At 61.1% G+C, this 21,933-nt stretch carries 21 protein-coding genes and 1 pseudogene; 11 read left to right on the top strand and 11 right to left on the bottom strand.

Annotated elements, in window-relative coordinates; translation table 11 throughout:
• The 4 genes from H0S73_RS22750 to H0S73_RS22735 are packed head-to-tail and all read left to right on the top strand — an operon-like array spanning window position 1 to window position 2,399.
• Window positions 1-519, top strand: coding sequence for an ImmA/IrrE family metallo-endopeptidase (locus H0S73_RS22750; RefSeq protein ID WP_181054516.1), 519 nt, complete (start codon window positions 1-3; stop codon window positions 517-519).
• Window positions 516-917: a hypothetical protein gene (locus H0S73_RS22745; protein WP_181054515.1), complete on the top strand. Its 402-nt coding sequence runs from the start codon at window positions 516-518 to the stop codon at window positions 915-917. Before H0S73_RS22750 ends, H0S73_RS22745 begins: the two co-directional genes overlap by 4 nt.
• The gene (locus tag H0S73_RS22740; protein ID WP_181054514.1) at window positions 914-1,840 is read left to right on the top strand and encodes a bis-aminopropyl spermidine synthase family protein; all 927 of its coding nucleotides are present in this window, start codon (window positions 914-916) and stop codon (window positions 1,838-1,840) included. Before H0S73_RS22745 ends, H0S73_RS22740 begins: the two co-directional genes overlap by 4 nt.
• The gene (locus H0S73_RS22735) at window positions 1,824-2,399 is read left to right on the top strand and encodes a hypothetical protein (protein ID WP_181054513.1); all 576 of its coding nucleotides are present in this window, start codon (window positions 1,824-1,826) and stop codon (window positions 2,397-2,399) included. The genes H0S73_RS22740 and H0S73_RS22735 overlap by 17 nt, the downstream gene beginning before the upstream one ends.
• Window positions 2,400-3,880: 1,481 nt before the next feature.
• On the opposite strand, the gene H0S73_RS22730 is transcribed toward H0S73_RS22735, so the two are convergent.
• The 7 genes and pseudogenes from H0S73_RS22730 to H0S73_RS22705 form a co-directional block, all read right to left on the bottom strand.
• Entirely contained in the window at window positions 3,881-4,066 is a 186-nt protein-coding gene (locus H0S73_RS22730) for a hypothetical protein (RefSeq protein WP_181054512.1), read from the bottom strand.
• Between the two features lie 65 nt (window positions 4,067-4,131).
• The gene (locus tag H0S73_RS25935) at window positions 4,132-4,353 is read right to left on the bottom strand and encodes a helix-turn-helix domain-containing protein (protein WP_246389395.1); all 222 of its coding nucleotides are present in this window, start codon (window positions 4,351-4,353) and stop codon (window positions 4,132-4,134) included.
• Window positions 4,354-4,416: 63 nt separating this feature from the next.
• Window positions 4,417-4,787: pseudogene (locus H0S73_RS25930) on the bottom strand (DUF1612 domain-containing protein); the annotation flags it as partial.
• Window positions 4,788-4,972: 185 nt separating this feature from the next.
• Window positions 4,973-5,290, bottom strand: a complete 318-nt coding sequence (locus H0S73_RS22720; protein WP_181054511.1) for a hypothetical protein — start codon at window positions 5,288-5,290, stop codon at window positions 4,973-4,975.
• A gap of 53 nt (window positions 5,291-5,343) precedes the next feature.
• The gene (locus H0S73_RS22715) at window positions 5,344-6,954 is read right to left on the bottom strand and encodes an IS66 family transposase (RefSeq protein ID WP_181054510.1); all 1,611 of its coding nucleotides are present in this window, start codon (window positions 6,952-6,954) and stop codon (window positions 5,344-5,346) included.
• Window positions 6,955-7,116: 162 nt separating this feature from the next.
• Window positions 7,117-7,782, bottom strand: a complete 666-nt coding sequence (locus tag H0S73_RS22710) for an FABP family protein (RefSeq protein ID WP_181054509.1) — start codon at window positions 7,780-7,782, stop codon at window positions 7,117-7,119.
• A gap of 95 nt (window positions 7,783-7,877) precedes the next feature.
• A complete protein-coding gene (locus tag H0S73_RS22705) occupies window positions 7,878-9,488 on the bottom strand; it encodes an IS66 family transposase (protein ID WP_181054508.1) in 1,611 nt (536 codons plus the stop codon).
• A gap of 483 nt (window positions 9,489-9,971) precedes the next feature.
• On the opposite strand from H0S73_RS22705, the gene H0S73_RS25560 reads away from it, so the two are divergent.
• The gene (locus tag H0S73_RS25560) at window positions 9,972-10,622 is read left to right on the top strand and encodes an SHOCT domain-containing protein (RefSeq protein WP_202050041.1); all 651 of its coding nucleotides are present in this window, start codon (window positions 9,972-9,974) and stop codon (window positions 10,620-10,622) included.
• Between the two features lie 106 nt (window positions 10,623-10,728).
• Complete coding sequence (locus H0S73_RS22695; protein ID WP_181054692.1) at window positions 10,729-11,538, top strand: aminoglycoside phosphotransferase family protein; 810 nt, start codon at window positions 10,729-10,731, stop codon at window positions 11,536-11,538.
• 13 nt (window positions 11,539-11,551) lie between these two features.
• Here the strand turns inward: H0S73_RS22695 and H0S73_RS22690 are convergent, their stop codons facing one another.
• Both H0S73_RS22690 and accD read right to left on the bottom strand, forming a co-directional pair.
• Window positions 11,552-11,836 carry a hypothetical protein gene (locus H0S73_RS22690; RefSeq protein WP_181054507.1) on the bottom strand — a complete coding sequence of 95 codons (285 nt, stop codon included), beginning with the start codon at window positions 11,834-11,836 and terminating at the stop codon, window positions 11,552-11,554.
• Between the two features lie 209 nt (window positions 11,837-12,045).
• A complete protein-coding gene (accD, locus tag H0S73_RS22685; RefSeq protein WP_181054506.1) occupies window positions 12,046-13,017 on the bottom strand; it encodes an acetyl-CoA carboxylase, carboxyltransferase subunit beta in 972 nt (323 codons plus the stop codon).
• Window positions 13,018-13,167: 150 nt separating this feature from the next.
• On the opposite strand from accD, the gene H0S73_RS22680 reads away from it, so the two are divergent.
• Entirely contained in the window at window positions 13,168-14,319 is a 1,152-nt protein-coding gene (locus tag H0S73_RS22680) for a site-specific integrase (protein WP_246389369.1), read from the top strand.
• Between the two features lie 212 nt (window positions 14,320-14,531).
• Here H0S73_RS22680 and H0S73_RS22675 read toward each other — a convergent pair.
• Window positions 14,532-15,489, bottom strand: a protein-coding gene (locus tag H0S73_RS22675) for an IS630 family transposase (protein ID WP_246389366.1) whose coding sequence is annotated in 2 segments (ribosomal slippage) — window positions 14,532-15,137 and window positions 15,139-15,489 — 957 coding nt in all. Because the reading frame shifts where the segments join, the coding sequence is not laid out codon by codon here.
• 463 nt (window positions 15,490-15,952) lie between these two features.
• Between H0S73_RS22675 and repA the strand changes: the two genes are divergently transcribed.
• From repA to H0S73_RS22660, 3 genes are all read left to right on the top strand, one after another.
• Window positions 15,953-17,209: a plasmid partitioning protein RepA gene (gene repA / locus H0S73_RS22670; protein ID WP_181054505.1), complete on the top strand. Its 1,257-nt coding sequence runs from the start codon at window positions 15,953-15,955 to the stop codon at window positions 17,207-17,209.
• Window positions 17,209-18,372: a plasmid partitioning protein RepB gene (gene repB / locus H0S73_RS22665; RefSeq protein WP_181054504.1), complete on the top strand. Its 1,164-nt coding sequence runs from the start codon at window positions 17,209-17,211 to the stop codon at window positions 18,370-18,372. The genes repA and repB overlap by 1 nt, the downstream gene beginning before the upstream one ends.
• A gap of 84 nt (window positions 18,373-18,456) precedes the next feature.
• Complete coding sequence (locus tag H0S73_RS22660; RefSeq protein ID WP_202050040.1) at window positions 18,457-19,719, top strand: IS256 family transposase; 1,263 nt, start codon at window positions 18,457-18,459, stop codon at window positions 19,717-19,719.
• 912 nt (window positions 19,720-20,631) lie between these two features.
• Here the strand turns inward: H0S73_RS22660 and H0S73_RS22655 are convergent.
• Entirely contained in the window at window positions 20,632-21,021 is a 390-nt protein-coding gene (locus H0S73_RS22655; protein ID WP_181054503.1) for a cupin domain-containing protein, read from the bottom strand.
• Between the two features lie 378 nt (window positions 21,022-21,399).
• Between H0S73_RS22655 and H0S73_RS22650 the strand changes: the two genes are divergently transcribed.
• Window positions 21,400-21,879, top strand: a complete 480-nt coding sequence (locus H0S73_RS22650; protein ID WP_181054502.1) for a DUF411 domain-containing protein — start codon at window positions 21,400-21,402, stop codon at window positions 21,877-21,879.
• The last annotated feature ends 54 nt before the right edge of the window (window positions 21,880-21,933 follow it).

Below are 21,933 nucleotides of genomic sequence, written 5' to 3'. Positions count from 1 at the left end.
ATGAGCCGCAGACGGGCAGAAATCGAACAGGTTGCGGAGGAGATCCTGCGGGAACACGTGGCTGGAGACGGACCAACCGACCCCGTCCAGCTGGCGAACCGAATGGGCGTCCGCATCTTTAATTCCAAATTCTCGGAGCCTGGCATTCACGGACTGATCGCAAGACGTGGAGGTGCTTCCACCATTTACGTCGATGTTGACGACCGCCCTGTTCGAAAGCGGTTCACGGTCGCTCACGAACTCGGACACTTCGTCTTGCATCTGGCTGCGGGTGAAGGCGAGTTCATAGACGATGAGGACAACTTCCGCACGATCACGGACCCAGACGAGCCCTGGAACGAAGAACGGCGGCGGGAGTGGGAGGCCAATGTCTTTGCCGCCGCCATTCTCATGCCCTCGAGCGTTGTAAGAGACCGCTGGCCCGAGATCCGGGATGTCGACGGTATGGCAGAATGGTTCCAAGTATCGCGACAGGCCATGGCTCTCCGTCTCAATCAGCTTGGGCTCATTGATCAATGAAGCCGCTCGATATCGCCAAGCCCTCGATTCGCACGGAAGTGCTTGGCGAGGTTACTCCAGGAGACCCATCCACTTGGCAGCCCAACAGCTTTGACGAGTGGGAGGGACGCGAACGCGTTCGCGCCTACCTGTCCGTCTGGACACAGCAAATGGACGAGGAACGGCGGCTTCGATCCCTTTATGCGAAGCTCATATTTGGCCTCGTCAGCTTTGAAGTTGTCGCGGCGTTCATTCTCCTGCTGCTCCTTGGGAGCGGCACCATCACCTTGGATGCAGGTCTTTTGAAGATTCTCTTCCCGGCCGTACTCACTCAGGTGTTTGGCCTCGCTTACCTCGTCACTAAGTACCTCTTCAATCAGCCTATGAAACATGCAATTCCGAAGGCAGGTGAGAAATGACTGCTTCAGCGACCACAGATGCTGGCCCAGAGGATGAGCAAGCCTCTGCTAGTGAGATTGAGGAGCCGCGGCGTCAGGCACTTGATCTCCGATTGGCTCTGAACGCCGTGTCAGACATCGTGGAGAACAGGCCACGTCCCATCCGTGAGTTCGACCAGATCTACATGAAGGTCGGCGACATGATGGTCCATGCCGAGTACATCTGTCGCAAAACTCACGGCCGAAGCCTGGTGTTCGTCGGAGACGGCGATGCGATCGGGCTGTGCATCGCTCATCTTCAGGCCCAGAAAATATTGAACTGGGGACCGTCGAGGATCTTGCTGCTCGATTTCGATGAGCGCATGGTCAATTCGGTGAATCGATTTGCCGAGGCGAACGACCTCACCGATCGCATCTCGGCCACGCTCTACAACGTTCTGGATGCTCTCCCCGACGATCTGCTCGGGCAGTTCGGGGCGTTCCACATCAATCCTCCGTGGGGCCAGTACAACGATGGCGAGAGCGTCGTGGTTTTCATGGAACGGGGAATTCAGCTGCTAGCCCCCAAAGGAAAAGGGGTCATCGTGATCGGCGATGATCCAGCTCGCCCATGGACGCGGCAGGTGCTCGCAAGAACTCAGGGGGAGGCGCTAAACCGGGGAATGGTTGTTTGCGAGATGCAGCCGAGGATGCACCTGTACCACTTGGATGACGCATCCGATCTGACCTCGTGCGCTCTGTCGATCGAAGCTTGGACGGACCACAACATTAAGAATGAACCTACTCCAGCCGAACGCCGGAAAAACTTCTACGGCCGAAAGGATCGTGCTGTGGTCGTGCGTTATGTTCGGGAGACGCCGCAGATCGGGCGCGGTACAGCTGACCCGACTGAATATCATTTTGAGATAATGGAAGAAGAGGTTGAGAATGAGCAGAGCGCCTGATCTCCAGTCAATGATCTTCATGAAGGTCGGCCGCCATGCGGATGAAACCTTCGAGGATATCATCGAGCGGAAGCGCCGTGAGTACGACAAGGCGGGGAAGATCTTCTGGGGCTACGGTGGCGGCACGATGCATCCGATCTCAAAGCTGCAGCCGTTCGTGAGCCACAGGATCGAACATGGCGATGATATCACCCTTGTGATGCAGGAGATCGTATCAAACCATTATGAGGCGGCAGTCGCCACGGAGTATTCGAAAGACGGCATCAACTGGGAACCCATCCCTGAAGGGATCGAGGTACGGGGCTCCAGATACGCCGTTGTCTTGGATGAGATCCAAGAAGGAGATCTCAGTTTTGACTTGAGCGAATACCGGGTCGGTTATGGCCCCTCAGAAGGCAAGATCGCCTCCAACTACATCATGGGCCGTGTTGACAAGGGCTGCCTCGTGCGCGCTGACAAACACAACGAGGTGGTTCCGCGCAAACTGGTGCAATCCCGCTATTTCGCGAAGCTGCAACGTCCGTATGGCGTCCTGCTGCGTACCACTCCAAAGGACTAAGTCGCGCTAAACTGCAGAGCGGCGGCGGTTCGTACATCAAGCACAAGCCTTCGCCACTCCTCTTGCGATCCACCAGCCCAACTTTCGATGCGATGCCTTAGGCGCTGCGTCAATACGGCCGGCCTCGTGAGCTTCACAAAATATGGGGCGACCAAAGTTGCCTCAAGATCAACCGAGTACGCGCCGGCGGCGCTCTCGAGGCTATGAGTTGGCACAACCAAGCTGGTGACTTGAGAGGGCCCGACCTTGCCGCCAGTCCCAGCGTAGTTCCGAAGCGAAGTGTGATCCAATCGGCTGCGCTCCCTCAGCTCCAAGGCGGCATCAGAGTAGCAGACCAAGGCGTAGTGCCGCGTCTTGTCGCCTTTAGCCGTTCGCGCACGGCTCGTGATCAGAGCATGACTGGGCAAATCGACCTCCACGCCATCCTCATCGATGTACGACAGCCAGATGGAAACTGCCGAGGGAGCGCTATCAGCGAGCTTCGGCGCTGACAGCATCCTCGAAAACTTCACAGGGATAGGCCTGCCGGCCGTGCGGAGGTGCTGTACGGCAGACCCAAATGCATTCCCAATACCCCAAAAGAACAGCCCGTTGCCGGCCTTCCGTTCGGCTTCTTTGCGTTGGACGATTACCTCTAGCGGCTGCCCGCCTTCGGCCTGCATCTTGGACCAACAGATCAGATTAGCCGGTACTCTCGGAGCGCAATCCAGGCCCCGTCCTGTCGGATGGCACATCTCGGATGACTGCGTCTCCGTCGGCACGAACAGGTCAAGCTGCCGTCGAGAAGTGCCTGTTGTCTCCAAAGCTGCCTCCGCAGTCATCCGCAGCGCCGACCTGGGCGCTCATCCTACCAGAACACCTGGAGAACAGTAAGCAGTTCGTACTAGTTCTCCAACGTGGCCAAGCTCCGAACTTGACTGATCAGAGGTGTATGCTTCTTCGCCCGTTGAGTAGAGGGGGACCGGCTTTGGTCCACAGGATCTCGCTGGAATCCTTAATGGAGGGTGACAGAGCGCTGCTCGGCACCAGGTCAAAGTTTTTCGGTCCGCTTTGCGTGTGCCAGCCATGTGCCATGGACTGCGCTGAACGGAAATGTGATGGATTGCACATAGCTGCCGAACCTGTTGCAAACGTTGTGAGATTTGCGAAATACCTGGAACGGTCGCAAAGCAATAGAAAAGCCCGCAAACGCAGGCTCAAGTCATTGAAAGTTAAAGAGTAAGTCAGCTTCGGGCGGTTCATTAGCTTCAAGTTGGGAAGCTAACGCTCGCGTAGACGAGGCCATAGGCAGGGCTCACTCACCGCGGCTGTTCCTTCGCCCTTCCCGTGTTCATTTTGCCTGTCCGGTGGGCGACCCCAACGGCGACATCAGACCAAATCCGGCAACCTGCCTCGCTCCCTCGGCCTAGACAGTACTCCGCCTGCTCCCGCGCTCGCTCATATGCAGCCCTCCCCTCGCCGGAGTACCTTACCGAAACTTGTCAGCCGGTGAGATTGGAGCGATCGGTGTTGCCACCGCTGATTTCAAGAAAGCACACCAGGGCAAAGACGCTGATCACCACCGCCAGTTCTGCACCAGACAGCAGCCAGGAGGGAGCACTCGCCCGCAACGGCCCGATGGCCACCAAGGAGAGGAGGAAAGTAACCACTGCGCTCCACATCAACATGGGAAACCGTCCCTACGAACGAGGTGAAGTCTTAACCCATTGAACATCAACAGCCAATGATAGGATCATGTCGCAGCTAAGGAAACCTTAGACAATGCCCCAGGCACGATAGCGGTCCGCCCGGTGAGTTCCCGCGGGAGGGCCCCACCCAACTGCTGCAGCATGAGGTCGACTGCCTTTGGGGTTACCTTCAACAGTTTGGCGCCGAGCGGCACCGTCACCGGCGGGCGGGAGAGGAATAGATCGACCAATTCCGGCAGCTTCGAGTTGGAGCGGGTCTTGGCCATCACCTGCCTCATCAACTCACGTGCCAGGATCAGCCTCTCCAGATCCTTGTTCGCAATATCCAAGGCCTCCTCGACGACACTGCAAAAGCCATCGAGTTTCTCCTTCGCCCCTTCCCTGCCCTGTGGTCGGAACTTCGACTTCTTAAAGCCTGCCGCCAGCGGGAGAAGGTGGTTGGTCAGTCCTCGGGCTCTCAGAATAGAGGCAGCCATTGTCAGCCCAGCCACGGCAAGCGGGTATAGAGGTTAAGATCCAGCCAGCCATTCCATGCCACGGCCGCTGCGGCAACTGCCGGCCAATGGGAAGTCCGTTTGACGAGATCGAGCCACAGGTCTTCGGCTTCAGCCTCATCCTGATCCGGGTCATAGACCAGGTGCGACCGGCTCTTAGGCAGCGGAGTTTCACCTGCCAGTACCCGAGTGGTGCGATCCAACACAGCGTCGATTTCGGCAAAGTGTGCCTTCCACGGGTCTGCATCATCGGCGAAGGCCGGATAGGCCTCTTCATCATCCGGATCGGGCCGCTTGCGTCTCGTTGTCGTCGGCGCTTCCGAACCGATCCCGCCGACACCCCTCAGAGCCGCGAGTCCGTCGAAAGAAATCGGCCAAGGCGCTTTTCGGGCTATCGCAGTCCGCCGAGCTCTGACAGCTGCGGCTGCCCGTGTGAGCTCGTGAGTGGGATGGCGGACATCATTCCGGCATCATGGAGGACGAGATCGCCGACATCGACCAGATGACCATCGAGGATCAGGGCTCGGACGGCTTCGGTTAGATCGCAGCGAGACTGCCATCCAGCAGCCAGACCTGATGCCTCCAACCGGGCGTCAAAGCGGAGAATGGCGATCGTGAGCTGCTCCAGACGACCGGCGATGCTCTCCCATGGCAACTCCGGCACCGGAAGGGCAGGCGCGTCCAGACGCTCAAGATCGGTGAAGTTCATCGGATTGCCCCCTCGCTTGTCCGGGTAATCGGGGCACTTTGGGGGGCCAAGCCTCAGGCTGACCGGATGACGAGGTCAGCCAGCGGCGGGATCCTTGGTCGATGCCCGTTCAGTCCGAGCCGATCCCCGAGATAGTCGAAGAACGACAGCCGGAGCTTGCGGCAGGTCTTCGAAAGCCCCAGCATCACATCCCGTGCCACGCGCCCATCGGCGCTCATCGTGCCACCGGAGATCTTGCGCTTGATCACCCAGGCGCGCAGGTCGTTCTCGGACGCATTGGTGTGCAGCGGAATCTCCGGCCGCTCGAGCACCCGCAGCAGTTCGGCCTTGCGCCGCGCCAGCCGGGCCAGCCGCTCATCGAGTTCCTTGTAGCCCGTGCGCTGGCCAAAGATCCGGTCGAATTGGCGCCGGAAGGATGCCTCAGCGCCTGGTGTCGGGCTCTGCTTCCACAGCTTCAGGCCACGGTAAAAGCACCAGATGGTCTCACGGACCAGTTCCACCGCCTGGGCCTGCTTGGGCGAGGCCGGCATCAGCTTCTCGAGGTGGCGCTCGGCATGAACCCAGCACAGGGCGTGCGTGGCAACCCGGAACTGCCCGGCATCGTCGGAGACCACGACGGTGTTGTCCATCAGCCCGTGATGCCGGAGCGCCCCCCAGGTGGCGGCTTCATCCAGCAGCTGGCGCAGGGGCCGGTCGAAGATGTTGATCGAGCACCGCAGCAGATGCTCCAGCCAGTCCATCTGCGAGCTGAACACCTGGCCCTGGAGCTTCGTCAACCGGGCGATCACGGCGGCCTCGACCGGCTGCCGGCGCAGGTAGTCCAGCGCGGCCTCGTTGACGACATAGTCCTCGCAGTCGCCACGCAGCAGCGTCAGGAAGTTCAGGCGCGATTTCGACCGACTGGTGCGGAAGACGCAAAAGCGCTTGCCGCCGATCTGCGTGGTCACCGCGGGACGGCGGGCATGGCGTGCGCCGGTATCATCGACGGTGATGTAGGGCGAGGAGACCAGGCCCGCCTGCAGGATCGCGCGGTCCTCCTGCGCGAACGGCTCCAGATCCGAGGTGAGCAGGCGCACCACCTCGCGCTTGGAGATCGCCAGGCCGATGCCGTTGAGCAGATCGGTCAGGCGCTCAGTGGTCACCTGGCCCTGTGTGTGCAGGGCGAGGCAGAACCGCTTCACATTGGGCCCGAACCCGCCGGCGATGCCGGGCGGCAAGGGCGCGATGAGGGTCTGGCCCTGCGGTGTCACCCAGCGTTCCCGCTTGTAGCGCACCACCTCGGCGGCCAGAACCAGATCCCGCCGCACGACCGTCTTGTAGCCTTTGAAGCGCGAGCCAGCCGGAACCTCGGCCCGGATCGTTACTTCGCGGGTGACCTGATCCCGTTTGGCACCGCGCCCAGGGCGCCGACCCGGCTTGGTGGGCCGCGGCTGAGTGGCTTTCTCCATACCGGACGGTTTGAACGGTGGACGCGGTGGCAGGTTCTTGAGCCTTGCGATCTCGTCCTTCAGGGCCTGGTTGTTGGCGCGCAGGTTGCTGTTGTCGAGGCGCAGCCGCTCGACCTCATGCTCCAGTCGATCGATCTTGCCGGCCAGATCCGAGACCAGCTCGCGCAGGGCCATCGAGGACAGGGGCTTAGCGAAATCAGGAGGCGATCCCGTCATCCATGGATTGAATCACAGATACCGTTCCGAAGGAATCGTTGCCCCCCAAACTGCCCCGATTACCTTGTCCGGGTCTGTGGGGCATTCTGGGGGGCGACGCTCGAACCGTGGTGTGGGAAAGGTGCGAGACGGGGCAACGTTCGGCAGGCCGCGCCACTTCGCTCAACCTGCCTTCCGCTTGGCTAAAGTCACCGCCAGAGGATTGGGCTTCGCTTCACCGATGCGGTGGAGCGTGTTCCGATCCTGGTGGGCAAAAGGCACGTCCTGGCCATGCACCAGCAGCTCGGTATCGGTCACGTAGCTCCAGCTCCCGTCCGGATGGAAGGTGATCGTGATCCTGTAATGGTCCGTGCGGAAGGCCTGCTCCAGAAAGGTTGTCGAACAGATGCCATAGTCGGTCTGCCCGCGGGCTGCCATCACGACGATCTGGTCTGAATCGGGTGCCGCCTGGCCCGCCGCGATGGCGACTTGCCCGCGCGGGATGGCCACGGTCTGCATCACGAGGCCGGTGGCCGGCTCCCACAGCCAATAGCCGACCTGATCGTGGAAGGTGATGTCCTCTTCCTCGGTCGTGATGTGGATGTGGTAGCGCAGGCCGTAGAGCAATTGCGGCCCGTTCGCCTGCGGGTCGATCGCCTGGAAGTCGATGGTCTCGATAAACACGCGCCGTTCTGGACCGTCCGCCTTGGGGTTGAGGTCGACGCCCTTTTGCGCGCGCCAGCGCCCCGCCAGACGCCGCAGAGGTCCCAGATTGTTGAGCGTTTCCGGATCGACGTCGCTGGGTTCGGTGAAGACGTCCGTGAGGGCAGTCATAGGTGAAGGCGTCATGGCGGAACCATTTTGGTTACAGGTGGCGGGACAAGCGGACACCGACAACGATTGTCCGCCGGGGCGGCGACCATGCGGCGGTGTTCAAGGCGGCCTCAGGCTGTTCGGATGATGAGGTCGGCGAGCGGCGGGATTTTGGGCTGATCCGGGTTCAATCCAAGCCGATCCCCAAGATAGGTGAAGAACGACAGCCCAAGCTTGCGGCAGGTCTTCGAGAGCCCCAGCATGACATCTCGTGCCACGCGGCCATCCACACTCATGGTGCCGCCGGAGATCTTGCGCTTGGTCACCCAGGCCCGCAGGTCGTTCTCGGACACATTGGTGTGCAGCGGGATCTCCGGACGCTCGAGGACCCGCAGCAATTCGTTCTTCCTCCGCGAAAGGCGGGCCAGCAGTTCGTCGAGTTCCTTGTAGCCCGTGCGTTGGCCAAAGATCCGGTTGAACTGGCGCCGGAATAACGCCTCGGCGCCCGGTGTGGGGCTCTGCTTCCACAGCTTCAGGCCGCGGTAAAAACACCAGATGGTCTCACGGACCAATTCCACCGCTTTGGCCTGCTTGGGTGAGGCCGGCATCAGCTTCTGCAGGTGGCGCTCCGCATGGATCCAGCACAGCGCGTGTTGGGCAACGCGGAACTGGCCGGCATCGTCGGAGACCACGACCGTGTTGGCCATCAGCCCGTGATGCCGGATCGCGCCCCAGGTGGCGGCTTCGTTCAGCGCCTGAAGCAGGGTCCGGTCGAAGATGTTGATCGAGCACCGCAACAGATGCTGCCACCACGCCATCTGCGAAGAGAACACCTGGTCCGGATGCGCGGCGAGCCGGGCGATCACGGCGGCCTCGACCGGCTGCCGGCGTAGATAATCCAGAGCGGCCTCGTTGACGACATAGTCCTCGCAATCACCCCGCAGCAGCGACAGGAAGTTCAGGCGCGATTTCGACCGCCCGGTGCGGAAGGCACAAAAGCGCTCGCCGCCGATCTGCGTGGTCACAGCGGGACGGCGGGCATGGCGCGCGCCGGTGTCATCGACGGTGATGTACGGCGAGGAGACCAGGCCGGCTTCCAAGACCGCGTGGTCTTCCTGCGCGAAGGTCTCCAGATCGGTGGTCAGCAGGCGCACGACCTCGCGTTTGGAGATCGACAGGCCGATGCCGTTCAGCAGATCGGTCAGGCGCTCGGTGGTGACCTGGCCTTGCGTGTGCAGGGCCAGGCAGAACCGCCGCCCGCCGGGCCCGTGGCCGCCGGCGACCCCCGCCGGCATCGGCGCGATGATGGTCTGACTGTCGGGGGTCACCCAGCGTTCCCGCTTGTAGCGCACCACCTCGGCGGCCAACACGAGATCCCGCCGCACCACCGTCTTGTAGCCTTTGAAGCGCGAGCCGGGCGGCACCTCGGCCCGGATCGTGACCTCGCGCGTGACGCGATCCCTTTTGGAGCCGCGCCCAGGGCGCCGGCCCGGACCGGAAGGCTTTGGCTGGGTGGCCTTGTCCATGCCGGACGACTTGAACGGTGGCCGCGGCGGCAGGTTCTTGAGCCGGGCGATCTCGTCCTTCAAGGCTTGGTTGTCGAGGCGCAGATTGCCGTTGTCGCGGCGCAACTGCTCGACCTCCTGCTCCAGTCGATCGATCTTGCCGGCCAGGTCCGTGACCAGCCGGCGCAGGGCCGTCGAGGACAGGGGCTTAGCGAAATCAGGAGGCGATCCCGTCATCCATCGATTGAATCACAGATACCGCTTTGAAGGAATCGTTGGCCCCCCAAAATGCTCCGATTACCTTGTCCGGCAGCGCCTGAACGCCTGAGTTAAGTCATTGAGGCTCAATGTACTCGGGGCGGAAAGCGAAGCAATAGGGGATTTGTCTACTGGTTGTCTGATGCCGCATTCTCGGCGCGTTTTGGTATCGATCATGGCCCCTTATCGCTATCAAACCCGTTTTCATCGCTATCAAACCCGTTTTCGGGGCCCTTCGAGCCCTAGGAAGGCAAATATCCGCCGTTCAGCCCGCGTTCCAGGCCAAATCGCCCGGTTCATCCGGCCTCATCCTGGAGCTTCGGACTCTGGGGATCGCACCAAGGAACGTTCCCAAAAGAGCGCTAAGGCCGGACGGGCCGGCAACCATCTGCCATTCCGCGCCGTTCGCCTCCCCTCCCCTACGATCGATCAAACGCCCCTCGCTCGACGACATCAGTTCGATTGTTCTATGGTCTGCTCGGGTTTGAGCAGGGGGCAATTATCGTGGGTGGAGCGAGTATCTGGCACTGGATCGTGGTGCTGCTGTTCATTCCGTTGTTGGTGTTTCAGGTGCTGTTCGTCCTGCGCGCGCGGCAGTTCCTACAGGCCGCAGCACCCGCGGAACGGTTCTGGAACCCGAACTTCGTATGGGGCTGCATCGTCCCCTCCCTCACCGTGATCTGGGTGCCGCTGACGGTGTTCTCCCTCGAGCGGACGGCCCGCCGGGACAACAGGCTCCATAAGGCCCTTGGCGATCGGCTCCTGAAAGCGTGTGGGTGGTTCCTGAAGTATGGCTTCCTCACCATCCTGCTGCTGATTTTTCTCGAATCGTTCCTAGGCCTCACCCTCAGTCCCGTGGCTGGCGACATCGTAAGATGGGTCCTGGCGCTGGTGACTATCGCAACGATAGGCTCGGTGATCCCGTACACGATCCGGCTCAAGCGCCACCTCCCCGCTGAGGCCTCCGATGCCCCAACGCGCCACCCACAAGCGGCCGAACAAGCCGGGGATGTGTTCTCGATGGTGGAGCGCCTCGGCCATCTGAGAGACAAAGGCCTTCTCAGTGCCGAGGAATTTGAAGGCAAAAAGCGGGAGCTGCTGACCAGGATCTAAGGCCTTCCTAGCAGGATCGGCTCCCTGGCAGTGTCCCTCAGGGACTGCCCTCCCCTCTCGTTCCGGGTCCGTGGCACCCGACCGGCCCGCATGATAGGGCATGCTGATGCTTGAGCACTACATTGCCAAGTGGGGCCTCACGCCAGCCGGAGCTCCCATCGTCACGCACACCAGCCAGCTTCTGCCGGTCCTGTCCGACGGCCGACCGGCGATGCTGAAGGTCACGCACGCCGACGACGAGAGGCACGGACACCTGCTCATGCGGTGGTGGGCCGGACACGGCGCCGCCCAGGTGCTGGCTTACGACGATGGCGCGATCCTGCTTGAGCAGGCCACCGGACCACGCTCGCTGGTCACCTGGGCCAACGAGGGCTTGGACGCGGAGGCCACCCTGATCATCTGTGACGTGGCCCGCCAGCTCCACGCCCCGCGGGGCGCCCCTCCCCTCGGTCTGGTGCCGCTGACCACCTGGTTTCAGGCCCTCGCTCCTGCGGCCCAGGCGCATGGCGGCCTGCTCGTCCATGCCGCCAACGCGGCCGCCGACGTTCTGGCGTCGCAACGAGAGATCGTGCCCCTCCATGCTGACCTGCATCACGAGAACATCCTGGATTTCGGGGAGCGGGGTTGGCTGGCCATCGACCCAAAGCGGGTGATCGGCGAGCGGACCTTCGAGTACACCATCCTCTTCTGCGACCCGGATCTCGGCCTGCCCCATCTGACCATTGCCCGAAGGCCCGAAATTTTTGCCCGGCGTATCGAGGTCGTCAGCGAAGCCGCTGCCCTGGAGATGCGCCGCCTGCTCCTCTGGATTCTGGCCTGGGCCGGACTGTCAGGGGCCTGGCAAATCAACGACAACCTAGATCCTGGGATTGAGCTGCAGGTGGCCGAAATGGCGTGGAGCGCCCTGAATACCTGACGCGCACGGCGGGTCACCACGTCTCACCCGGATCCTCAAACTCCATCAACTCGCCGCCGATCCGGCGCAGCGCATCGTCGAGGGGTGATGATCGCCCTCGGCCAAAGCCTTTCGACCGAAGTTCCCTCCCCTGCCCGCGGGTGAGCCTGCGCTTCACCCGCCGCGTGGCCTCGATTGCCAGATACGCCAGTTCCTGATCCGGCATGCCGTCGAGGAGTTCGTCGATCGCGGGTCTGGTGGCCGTCGCGCTAAGAGCCCCTAAGGACACCAGCTTGCCTGCCCGGGTCTCCTCACGCACTGGCCTCGGCGGGGATGGCCGGCGGGCCGGTGTGGCAGGTGGCGGGGTCGCCCCGAACAGGTCCCCTTGTCGCTCATCGCGAACCGGGTTTCGCGCCATTCCCCCTCCAGCCCGTTTTCCTTCCATTAACCATAGTGGCCATCATGGCTTCGTCCATCAATCAGAACGGTAACGGTCCTGATGGCTGCCCGGAGGAGGATGCCCCTCCCCTACTGGCGGCCAGTCTCTTCGTCGGAGGGTGCCGGCAGGCCGGCTTCATGGTGCGGCGGCTCGTCCTTCGCAGGCCCATCGGCCACGGGCGTAAGCCCCCTCGCGGGCAGTCGCATGAGAAGGCTGCACAACCGAGCCAAGGTCGGGCGCAGGTCATGGCGGTGCACCACCATGTCGACCATGCCGTGATCCCTCAGGAACTCGGCTCTCTGAAATCCATCGGGCAAGTGCTCGCGGATCGTCTGGCCGATCACCCGTGGCCCAGCAAAGCCGATCAGGGCTCCTGGCTCGGCCAGATGGATGTCACCCAGCATCGCATAGGACGCCGTCACGCCGCCCGTGGTCGGATTGGTGAGAACCACGATATACGGGAGCTTTCGCTCGCGCAGCCGCTGGATGAGAACCGTGGTTCGCGCCATCTGCATGAGGGACAGGATGCCCTCCTGCATCCGGGCTCCTCCCGAGGCGGTGAACGCCACATAGGGCGTGGCTCGCTCGATCGCCGTTTCGGCACCCCGGATGAACGCCTCCCCGGCTGCCGCCCCGAGCGACCCGCCGATGAAATCGGGATCATGGGCCGCTACGGTCATCGGCAGACCTTCAACCGTTCCTGTGCCGACTTTGATCGCGTCCGGCAACCCAGTTTTCGTCCGGGCCTCTTTCAGGCGGTCAGTGTAGCGCTTGGTGTCCCGGAACTTCAGCGGGTCGGAGTCCACGTCCGGGACGGGCACATCCGTCCACTGGCCCCCATCAAAAGTCAGCGTCAGGCGCTGGATCGCTGACAGGCGCAGGTGGTGGCCAGAGCCGGGGATCACCCACTGGTTCGCCTCAACGTCCTTCTGGAACACCACCTGCCCAGAGTCCGGGCACTTGATCCAAAGGCTGTCTGTGTCAGGCGCATCCCGCTTGAACAGGGTTTTGATCTTTGGCGCGACATCGGTAATCCAGCTCACGCGGCGTTCCTTCCCCATCTGCCGGCGCGGCACAGACCATGGGAATGCAGCAGGAGTGCGACGTCAGACTGGGTGAATTGCCTGCGGCTGCTCAGCCACAGTTCACAAATCACAGGGGCTCGACCATAGTCCGGCCAGAAGAACGATCTTGACGTAGGGCAAACACCGTTGGCCAACTCGGCATCTCAGATCAGCCGCGCTAAGCAACTCGACGCACTGGCGGCCGTGCTGCCGATGGCGGCAGCTGATCGCTATGCCGAGATCCTGACCGATGCTGATGTCGCCACCCTGAAGCATCTCGCCGATACAGGTATGGGCGCCAATACTCTACGCGCCCTCGCCTCTGATCTCGCCTACCTCGAGGCTTGGTGCCGCGCTGCGACCGGGCGTCCGCTCCCCTGGCCGGCCCACCCTGAACTCGTTCTGAAATTCGTTGCCCATCACATGTGGGACCCAGAGCATAAAGCTGTCGATACAGCTCATGGCATGCCTGATGACGTGATCGAGGAACTCTGGGATCGCAAGGTCCTGAAAGTCCGAGGCCCTCACGCCCCGAAGACGGTCTCCCGGCGGCTCTCGAACTGGTCGACCCTGCACCAGTGGAAAGGCGTTGAAGGTCAGTTCGACGACCCGGGCATCAAAAAAGCCGTGCGTCTCGCCATGAAAGCGTCCGGGCGCACTCCCCAGCGCAAGAGCCGCAAGCCCGTCACCCGGGATGTTCTCGACCGGCTTTTGGCCACCTGCGGAGGCTCGAAGGCCATCGATCTTCGGGATCGGGCCATCCTCCTGATTGCATTCGCTGCCGGCGGACGGCGGCGCAGTGAGGTGGCAACCCTGAGGCACTCCCAAATCAGTGTTGTCGATCCGATCAAGCTCCGGCCAGCGGATCAGGCGTCTCCAACCGTGCCTTGTGTCCGCATTGCTCTCGGCCGTACGAAGACGACCACGGCAGGGCAGGGCGCCTTCGTCTTCGCCGCAGGACGGGCCGCTGTTGCCCTCCATGAGTGGATGCAGGCAGCTGGCGTGACGTCTGGTCCGATATTCCGCGAAGTGCGAAAGAACGGTTCTATCGGGATGAACCCGCTCACCCCGCAGTCGATCAACCTCATCTTAAAAAAGCGCTGCCAGATGGCGGGGCTCGATCCCACTGATTTCAGTGCGCACGGGCTGCGTTCGGGCTTTATGACTCAGGCAGGACGAGATGGGATTCCGCTTGTTGACGCTATGCGCCAGTCTGCCCACAAGTCGGTTCAGCAGGCAGCGGGATACTACGATGAGCAGGAGCATGCTCAAAGTATGTCCGTCCGAGTTGGACTGTAATGTTAGCTTGCTGGTGCGTCACTCAAAGTGCTGAACCTTTTGTGGTCAGCTGACCACAAAAGGTTCAGTCTTAACCGCCACTCAAACAGGCACGCCAATTTTCAGGAAGGGCAGGCGGCCTACCTTCTGCGGCAGATCACTTCTCAACTTTGCAGTCTCAATTCCGCGCTCTCAAACCTGTCCTGTTTGCCTTGCACTAGAGCATCGGACGGTTAAACGGACGCATAGCCGGCAGCCTTGAGGAAATTCCAGCATTCTCGCGGCTCAAACAAATCACAGATGTCCCCGAGCGCCCGCCAGAGTGTGTCGAACGTTCGGGCCTCAGCCTTACGCAGGTGTGCCTTGATCTTGGCGAAGGCCTGCTCAATCGGGTTCAAATCGGGCGAATAAGCCGGCAGAAACAGGAACCAGGCGCCTCGCTGTTTCAGACACTGGGCGGCCTTGTCGCTCTTGTGAACCGCCAGGTTGTCGAGGATCACCACGTCACCTTGGTGCAGGGTCGGGGCAAGCTGCGTCTCGATGTAAGCCTCGAACGCCAAGCGGGTCATCGGGCCATCGATGATCCACGGCGCACACAGTTCGTTGCACCGCAGCCCGGCCAGGAAGGTATGCGTCTTCCAGTGGCCGAAGGGCGCGCTCATGCGCAACCGCTGGCCTTTGCGCGAGCGCCCGCGCAGGCGGGTCATCTTGGTGTTGACGTAGGTCTCGTCCAGGAACACCAGCCGGTGCGGCTGTTGGCGCATGCGGGCCTGACGGTGTTCGCGCCAGACCCGCCGCTCATCCCGCACGTCGGCGCGTGCGCACTCCGCCGCCATCAGGGCTTTTTTTATAACTGAAGCCGCGCCGGCACAGGAAGCGCGAGAGCATCGCCGGGGCGGCCACGATCCCGTGCTCCTCCCGCAGGCGAGCGGCCAGTTCGGGCATGGTGATGGCGGGCTTGGCCTCGACGGTCTGGATCAGGAAGCTCTCGTAAGCCACCAGCTTGCCGCTTCCGGGCGGTCGGCCTTGGCGGGCCGGCGCCGGTGAGCCGGTGTCCCGCATTCGCCGCACCAGCTTGATGGCGAAGCTCTCGCTGACGTCAAAGTGTTCGGCGGCCGCCCGGCAGGGATGGCCCGCCTCGACAAAGTCAGCCACCCGCACCCGAAGATCGAGAGAATAGCAGTGACCCATGATCCACCTCCCGTTCCAGAGAGTGAATCACAGATCGCGCCAGCTCAAAACCCCAGGAGTCGGATTTCCTGTCCGGTGCTCTAAGCCATTGGCTGGAAGGCCCAAGTTGCACAAGACGGTGGTCAGCTGACCACAACCCGAAACATTTGTCGGCTTGATGTCGCGAACGCTAAGGCTTGCCACTTGCAAAGCCATTAAGCAAGCAGTTAGCACATAATAACAATACGTCGTCCACTTGCCGCCCTGTGGTCAGCTGACCACCAAATCAACTGTGAACGAACAAAGGAATGGGCCTGCCATTGCTAGCAAATCGCGATGGTGCGGCCGCTGTCTGGGCGGAATCGGTCTTCTGCGCCAAGCGTCCTGACAATATTCCAGTTGTCTCCGCCAGTGGTCAGCTGACCACGACTCAAAACCGCGAACGCATTAATCGGTTTTTAACGTCTGTCGGGCCTACTCACGGATGAAAGCAGTTCTTCACACTGCAGACCGTTACTCCGAAAGGCGAACCGTGGCCCAAGCGTTATTAAAGTCAGATCTCAAGACAGTTCTCGAAGACCTGATTGCCGAGCATGCCAGTGGTCTGTCAGAGAAGCTGAATGAGCAACGTTTGATGCTCTATCCCCCGACCGCACGCAAAACGTTGCGAAAATTTACGTCGGGTGAGGTAGCTCGCCTCGTAGGCATCAATGACAGCTATCTCCGGCGTCTTTCCCTGGAAGGGAAGGGGCCTGAACCTGAAATGGCGCCTAATGGCCGCAGACTCTACTCTCTTGAGGAGATCAATGCCCTGAGGTCCTACCTCGACGAAAGCGGCAAATCTGAACGCGGCTACGTCAAGCACCGCTCGGGAAGCGAGCACCTTCAGGTTATCTCCGTTGTGAACTTCAAAGGTGGAAGCGCCAAGACGACAACGGCTGCCCACTTGGCCCAGCATCTGGCCCTAAGCGGATACAGGGTTCTTGCAATTGATCTAGACCCCCAAGCGAGCCTGTCCGCCCTTCATGGCTTCCAACCGGAATTTGATGTCGGTGAGAACCAAACTTTATATGGAGCAATCCGGTACGGCGATGAGGTCAGAGATATCAGTGAGGTGATCCAGGAAACATACTTTCCTGGACTCCACATCATTCCCGGCAACCTCGAGCTTATGGAATTTGAGCACGAGACACCCAAGGCCTTGACGAGCCGAGATCCTAACCAACCGCTATTCTTTGCCCGCATGGGCATCGCCCTTGGTCCCGTTGCTGAGAACTATGATGTCGTGATTATCGACTGTCCGCCGCAACTCGGCTACCTCACACTGTCGGCTCTATGCGCCAGCACCGCGATGCTCGTCACAGTGCATCCACAAATGCTGGATGTCATGTCTATGTGTCAGTTTTTGACCATGACATCTGATCTTCTGAGCGTCGTCCGAAAGGCTGGGGCAACTCTCGAATACGACTGGTTGAAGTATCTCGTTACCCGTTATGAGCCCGGCGACGGACCACAGAATCAGATGGTTTCGTTCATGCGGGAGCGGTTTGGGGGACATGTCCTGAACTATCCGGTACTCAAGAGCACCGCGATTTCTGATGCCGGCATCACCAAGCAGACCCTCTATGAGGTTTCGCGCGAACAGTTCACCAAATCGACCTACGACAGAGCGTTCGAGTCCCTGAACAACGTCAATTCGGAAATTGAGAGCCTCATCACCAAGGCTTGGGGGAGAGCATAATGACCCGTAAGATCATCGCTAGTATGCTTTCCGGTGCGATCAACCCTCCCGGCACCCCAGAGAAGTCGCCCGAAGCCGACAATGTACAACAGCATCCCGCTTCACAGGCTCCGCGCAAGCGCTCGCCTCTTGCGCAAGGAGGGAGCATCGCCAGCAACAGCCCTGTTGGCGCGATCAACAAGGCTCTCGAGACTGTACTATCTGCGCAGGGGGACGTAAGCGAACTACGTGCTCAGCTTGCCTCTGGCCAAGCCATTGTCGAGCTAGATCCTGAATTCATTGAAGGCTCATTTGTTCGGGACCGCATGGATGGGTCCGATGTTGCCCATGAATCCCTCGTAGAAGCCATTAGAGCCCGTGGTCAGCAGGTTCCCATTCTCGTTCGGCCTCATCCGACCAAGCCCGGTCATTACCAAGTTGCATATGGTCACCGCCGACTGAGAGCTGTGACGCAACTCGGAGTAAAGGTCCGAGCAGTCGTTAAGGAAATGAGTGACGACGAACTCGTCGTCGCCCAAGGCCAAGAAAATAACGCGCGCCTCGATCTAACTTATATCGAGCAGGCAATGTTTGCCTTCCGCCTTGAGCAACGGGGGTTCTCGCGCTCCACCATCATCGAAGCTCTATCAATTGATAAATCCAATCTCGCCAAGCTGATCAGCGTCCCTAACAAGGTTCCACATGCGGTTATTGAGGCGATTGGTCATGCCCCTGGCATCGGACGAGGACGCTGGCTCGAACTGACGGACTTCTTCCAGATTCCGTCTAATGTGGAGCGGGCGCAATCAATCATCAGCCGTGATCAATTCAAGAGCGCGGAAAGCGCGGATCGTTTCCAGATCTTGTTGACAGACCTCTCCGAGGCTGCAGATTTCAAAGGACAGGAGGGTGGGGCAGGTGCTTCTACAAATACCCAGAATGGTCCTAGCTCACCTGTAGCAGCATCTAAGCCCGTACCTAGCTTCTGGAATGACCCTGCTGGCCGAAAGCTTGCTCGGATCGTCAAGGATCATAGGAGTTTCACTCTTAAGGTCGATCGGAAGCTTGCTCCTGATTTTGGTGAGTATCTAGTCTCAAAACTGGACGAACTTTACGCCAGCTTCCAGACTGAGAACCAGCAAAGCGGTGCCCACGGTGCCGTCCGGGAGGTGGTAGACTTTTGAAAGGGTGGCGTAGTCTCCGGGTGTTGCAACCCACACAGCGGGATTCGGGCGTTGGAGCGCTCCGGTCCCGCGGGAGACCACGCCATGACGGATCTTATCAGCAAGTCACATTCTGTGCATCCAACCGGTCAGCCTGAGGCCCGGCTTTTCGACACCTGGATCGACCCGATCGAGACGGGCGTGCGCGAGCGGGTCCGCGACTGGATCGAAGCCCTCATCGAGGCCGAACTGGAGGCCGCTCTCGGCCGCCCCCGCTACGGCCGGGCGGCGGGTGACGAACCTGCTGTCGGCACGCGCGGCTATCGCCATGGCCGCCGCTCGCGCACGCTCACCGGCACCTTCTGCCCGACCGAGATTGCGGTGCCGCGGGCCCGCCTGCCCACCCAGAACGGCGGCACCACCGAGTGGAGGAGTGCAGCCCTTCGGGCCTATCAGCGCCGCACGCAAGCCGCCGATGCCCTGATCGCGTCCGCTTATCTGTCGGGCACCAACACCCGGCGGGTGCGCCGGGCCCTGGCGGCCCTGTTCGGCGGAGCCGTCGGCAAGGACACGGTCAGCCGGGTCTGGCGCAAAGTGCAGGCCGACTGGCAGGCCTGGAACCAGCGCTCGCTCGCCGACGAGCCGATCGTGCGACTGATCCTCGACGGCACCGTGGTGCGGGTCCGGCTCGACAACAAAGCCACCTCGATCTCGCTGCTGGTGGTGATCGGCATCCGCGAGGATGGGCAAAAGATCTTGCTGTCGGTCAAGAACATGGGCGGCGAGACCACGGCGGCCTGGCGTGCGGTGCTCGACGACCTCGTGGCGCGCCAGTTGCGCCGGCCGGCCTTTGTCATCGTGGATGGCGCGCCTGGCCTGGAGCAGGCTTTGGCGGCGGTATGGGAGGGCGTTCCCCTGCAGCGCTGCACGGTGCACAAGCTCCGCAACCTGCTCGCCCATGCCCCCAAGCGCCTGTATGACGAGATCACGGCCGACTACACCGACATGATCTACGCCGCCACAGCCGAGGAGATCGAGGAGCGACGCAAGGCCTTCGTGAAGAAGTGGCGGCTGCGCCACGCCGCGGTGGCCGACAGCCTGGAGGAGGCGGGCGAGGCGCTGTTTGCGTTCACGAAGCTGCCGCCGTCGCAGTGGAAATCAGCGCGGACCACGAACGCCATTGAACGGCTGCATGAGGAATTCAAGCGGCGGATCAAGACCCAGACGGTGCTGCCCTCGGACGCGACGGCCGCTATGCTGTTCTGGGCTCTGCTCGCGTCCGGTCAGATCACCATGCGCAAGGTCGACGGCTGGAAGACGCTCCCACAAGCATCAGCCTCACAGGAGACGATTGACCTCGCTGCCTGACCCGATACCATCTTCATGCCGGAGATCATGCCATTCCAATTTCTACAGCCCTCGCGACGCTACCGTGCCCACGAATAGAGGCGAAGAGGGCAGAAACATACAATTCTGCCCTCATGCTCTTCTCTCGGGGCTCTTGGCCTCTCTTGGCTTCTCGGACTTGTCTCGCTCCGCAACGACCGGAGCCATCGCGTCGGGAGCGGGTTCTGGAGTTTGAGCGCCTCCTCTGTGGGAGCGTTGAGCTAGGCCTCATACTCCTCGAGCGTAGTCAGGATCACCGGCGCCGCTTTGGTGCCGATTGGCCAAACCAAATTGTTCGATTCCAACGTCAGGAATGAATAGAGCAGGGGTCACCTTCAATAGGATCAGCCTTCGTTCCACACTAGCCGGTCCATGGCCGGCAAATGCTAGCAAAGGCGGTAGTAGGGGAGGGCATGAGCTTGTAAGGACTGCTAGCCCCAGACGATATTCTGTACATAGTCAGAGGTTGCGTTCAATCGATCGTTTGAAGACGTATTTTAAGCAATCTCGTTAACCAGCGGGGGAGGGAGGACTTACCCAAAGCCCGCAAAAGTGCTTTGAAAACAAAGGGTTTGGCAGTTCCATTGATAACGTCAGACCCACACGTGCGTACGTGATCAGCTTCCGAGCGTCCAAGACACGATGCCGTACGGGAAATAGCGTGAATGCTTCTATCAAACCGTATTCAGAGCGGTAATCGCTTCCCCTGTTAAATTCAAAACAAGGAATATCAACAGCTTAGCATTTGCGAGAAAGCGTAGCGTTTAGGATCGGGGCTTAGCGACTGGCGATCCAATTCCGCGGGTCACCACTACCTCACGCATAGGATTGGACCAGGAGCTGATCTTGCAAGTTCCTAGCACTTGATCGCTCGAGGGAAGGGGAGGGGCCGCATCATTCCACCATCTCGGTATCGAACTCGACCAGGGTGCCCCGCAACTGTGATCGATCGTCCAGATTTCTCAAGCGAGCGATGAGCCGATCCAGCCGCGGCGTGAGAAAAATCAGGTAACGGCTCGGTTCTATGACCCTGTAGGTATGCGCCAGCCCAGCCGGGACAAAGACGGTGGTGCCGGCGGAAGCGTCTGCCTCACCGTGTTCGAACCGGAACCGGAGACATCCCTCCAGAACATGCCAGGCTTCATCATCGGAGTGGTGAATGTGCAGGTAGGATGGCCCAGAGTCGGTCCACTCGCGGATGACCAAGGTATCTCCAGCGGCTGAGACCGGCCCAAAGCCCGGAGTGACAAAGGTGGGCTCAAGCAGAACCGGTGAGGCTGTCATGAGGGTCCTCCAGCGGCGAGGCCAATCGCAGCAAGCGGCATACGCCCTTGTCTGCGACTGCATCATAGCTGGGTCGACCAACTGGATTCAGTGCGGTGCCTCACATCGGTCTGACTCACCTGGAGCAGGTTGTTCACCTCGCACGGTCTGTGGCTCAGACCGGATGCCTAATGAGTAAGCTTAAGCCCTATCGCGCGGCGGAGAAGGGGAGGGCAGGTCACAGGCGGCAAGCGGACCTTCATTCCGTAATGCTGTAGGGCAGTCCGTGACCGCCCTCATCGTCGTGCTCTTCGTGATCGCGGCGCTCGTCAAATACGTTTTCTTCCGATGAGGAGTATCATGATCCACAAGCCCCGTTGCCGAACCCAGGAGAATGACATGAGCAACACATTCGCATGCACCCGGCGTGCCTTCGTGGCCGGACTGGCAGGGGCCGTCCTCGCGAGCCCCCTGCGTGCCAGTGAAGGTTTGCCGAAGGTGGTCGTCACCAAGGATCCGAATTGCGGCTGTTGCAGCGGCTGGGCCGACCACCTCAAGCAGGCCGGCTTTCCGGTCGAGATCGCCGAGACCGCCGAGATCAGCCGTGTGAAGGCGCGATTGGGGGTGCCGCAGGCGCTCGCGTCCTGCCACACCGCCGAGGTCGGTGGCTACGTGATCGAGGGCCATGTGCCGGCCGCATCGATCAAGCGCCTGCTGGCCGAGAGGCCCCAGGCGGCCGGGCTGGCCGTTCCTGGGATGCCGGTTGGATCGCCGGGCATGGAGGTCGAGGGCATGGAGCCCGACACCTATGAGGTGGTCCTGTTCGGGCCGTCGGGCCAGCGCACCTTCGCGCGCTATCGCGGCGCCCAGGCGGCCTGACGAATTCCAGGCTGCCGGGAGAGCCGCGCAAGAAGAGGTCGAAGACCCGATTGG

Source organism: Microvirga mediterraneensis (assembly GCF_013520865.1).
Lineage (GTDB): Bacteria > Pseudomonadota > Alphaproteobacteria > Rhizobiales > Beijerinckiaceae > Microvirga > Microvirga mediterraneensis.
The sequence above is the reverse complement of the archived record's forward strand: the minus strand, read 5'-3'. Positions and strand labels throughout refer to the sequence as shown.

What these genes read in the sequence shown, in the direction of transcription:
- H0S73_RS22750 (WP_181054516.1), top strand. Translation starts at nt 1, where the DNA reads ATGAGCCGCAGACGGGCAGAAATCGAACAGGTTGCGGAGGAGATCCTG.
- H0S73_RS22745 (WP_181054515.1), top strand. Translation starts at nt 516, where the DNA reads ATGAAGCCGCTCGATATCGCCAAGCCCTCGATTCGCACGGAAGTGCTT.
- H0S73_RS22740 (WP_181054514.1), top strand. Translation starts at nt 914, where the DNA reads ATGACTGCTTCAGCGACCACAGATGCTGGCCCAGAGGATGAGCAAGCC.
- H0S73_RS22735 (WP_181054513.1), top strand. Translation starts at nt 1,824, where the DNA reads ATGAGCAGAGCGCCTGATCTCCAGTCAATGATCTTCATGAAGGTCGGC.
- H0S73_RS22730 (WP_181054512.1), bottom strand. Translation starts at nt 4,066, where the DNA reads ATGTTGATGTGGAGCGCAGTGGTTACTTTCCTCCTCTCCTTGGTGGCC.
- H0S73_RS25935 (WP_246389395.1), bottom strand. Translation starts at nt 4,353, where the DNA reads ATGGCCAAGACCCGCTCCAACTCGAAGCTGCCGGAATTGGTCGATCTA.
- H0S73_RS22720 (WP_181054511.1), bottom strand. Translation starts at nt 5,290, where the DNA reads ATGAACTTCACCGATCTTGAGCGTCTGGACGCGCCTGCCCTTCCGGTG.
- H0S73_RS22715 (WP_181054510.1), bottom strand. Translation starts at nt 6,954, where the DNA reads ATGACGGGATCGCCTCCTGATTTCGCTAAGCCCCTGTCCTCGATGGCC.
- H0S73_RS22710 (WP_181054509.1), bottom strand. Translation starts at nt 7,782, where the DNA reads ATGACGCCTTCACCTATGACTGCCCTCACGGACGTCTTCACCGAACCC.
- H0S73_RS22705 (WP_181054508.1), bottom strand. Translation starts at nt 9,488, where the DNA reads ATGACGGGATCGCCTCCTGATTTCGCTAAGCCCCTGTCCTCGACGGCC.
- H0S73_RS22695 (WP_181054692.1), top strand. Translation starts at nt 10,729, where the DNA reads ATGCTTGAGCACTACATTGCCAAGTGGGGCCTCACGCCAGCCGGAGCT.
- accD (WP_181054506.1), bottom strand. Translation starts at nt 13,017, where the DNA reads ATGGGGAAGGAACGCCGCGTGAGCTGGATTACCGATGTCGCGCCAAAG.
- repA (WP_181054505.1), top strand. Translation starts at nt 15,953, where the DNA reads ATGAAAGCAGTTCTTCACACTGCAGACCGTTACTCCGAAAGGCGAACC.
- repB (WP_181054504.1), top strand. Translation starts at nt 17,209, where the DNA reads ATGACCCGTAAGATCATCGCTAGTATGCTTTCCGGTGCGATCAACCCT.
- H0S73_RS22660 (WP_202050040.1), top strand. Translation starts at nt 18,457, where the DNA reads ATGACGGATCTTATCAGCAAGTCACATTCTGTGCATCCAACCGGTCAG.
- H0S73_RS22655 (WP_181054503.1), bottom strand. Translation starts at nt 21,021, where the DNA reads ATGACAGCCTCACCGGTTCTGCTTGAGCCCACCTTTGTCACTCCGGGC.
- H0S73_RS22650 (WP_181054502.1), top strand. Translation starts at nt 21,400, where the DNA reads ATGAGCAACACATTCGCATGCACCCGGCGTGCCTTCGTGGCCGGACTG.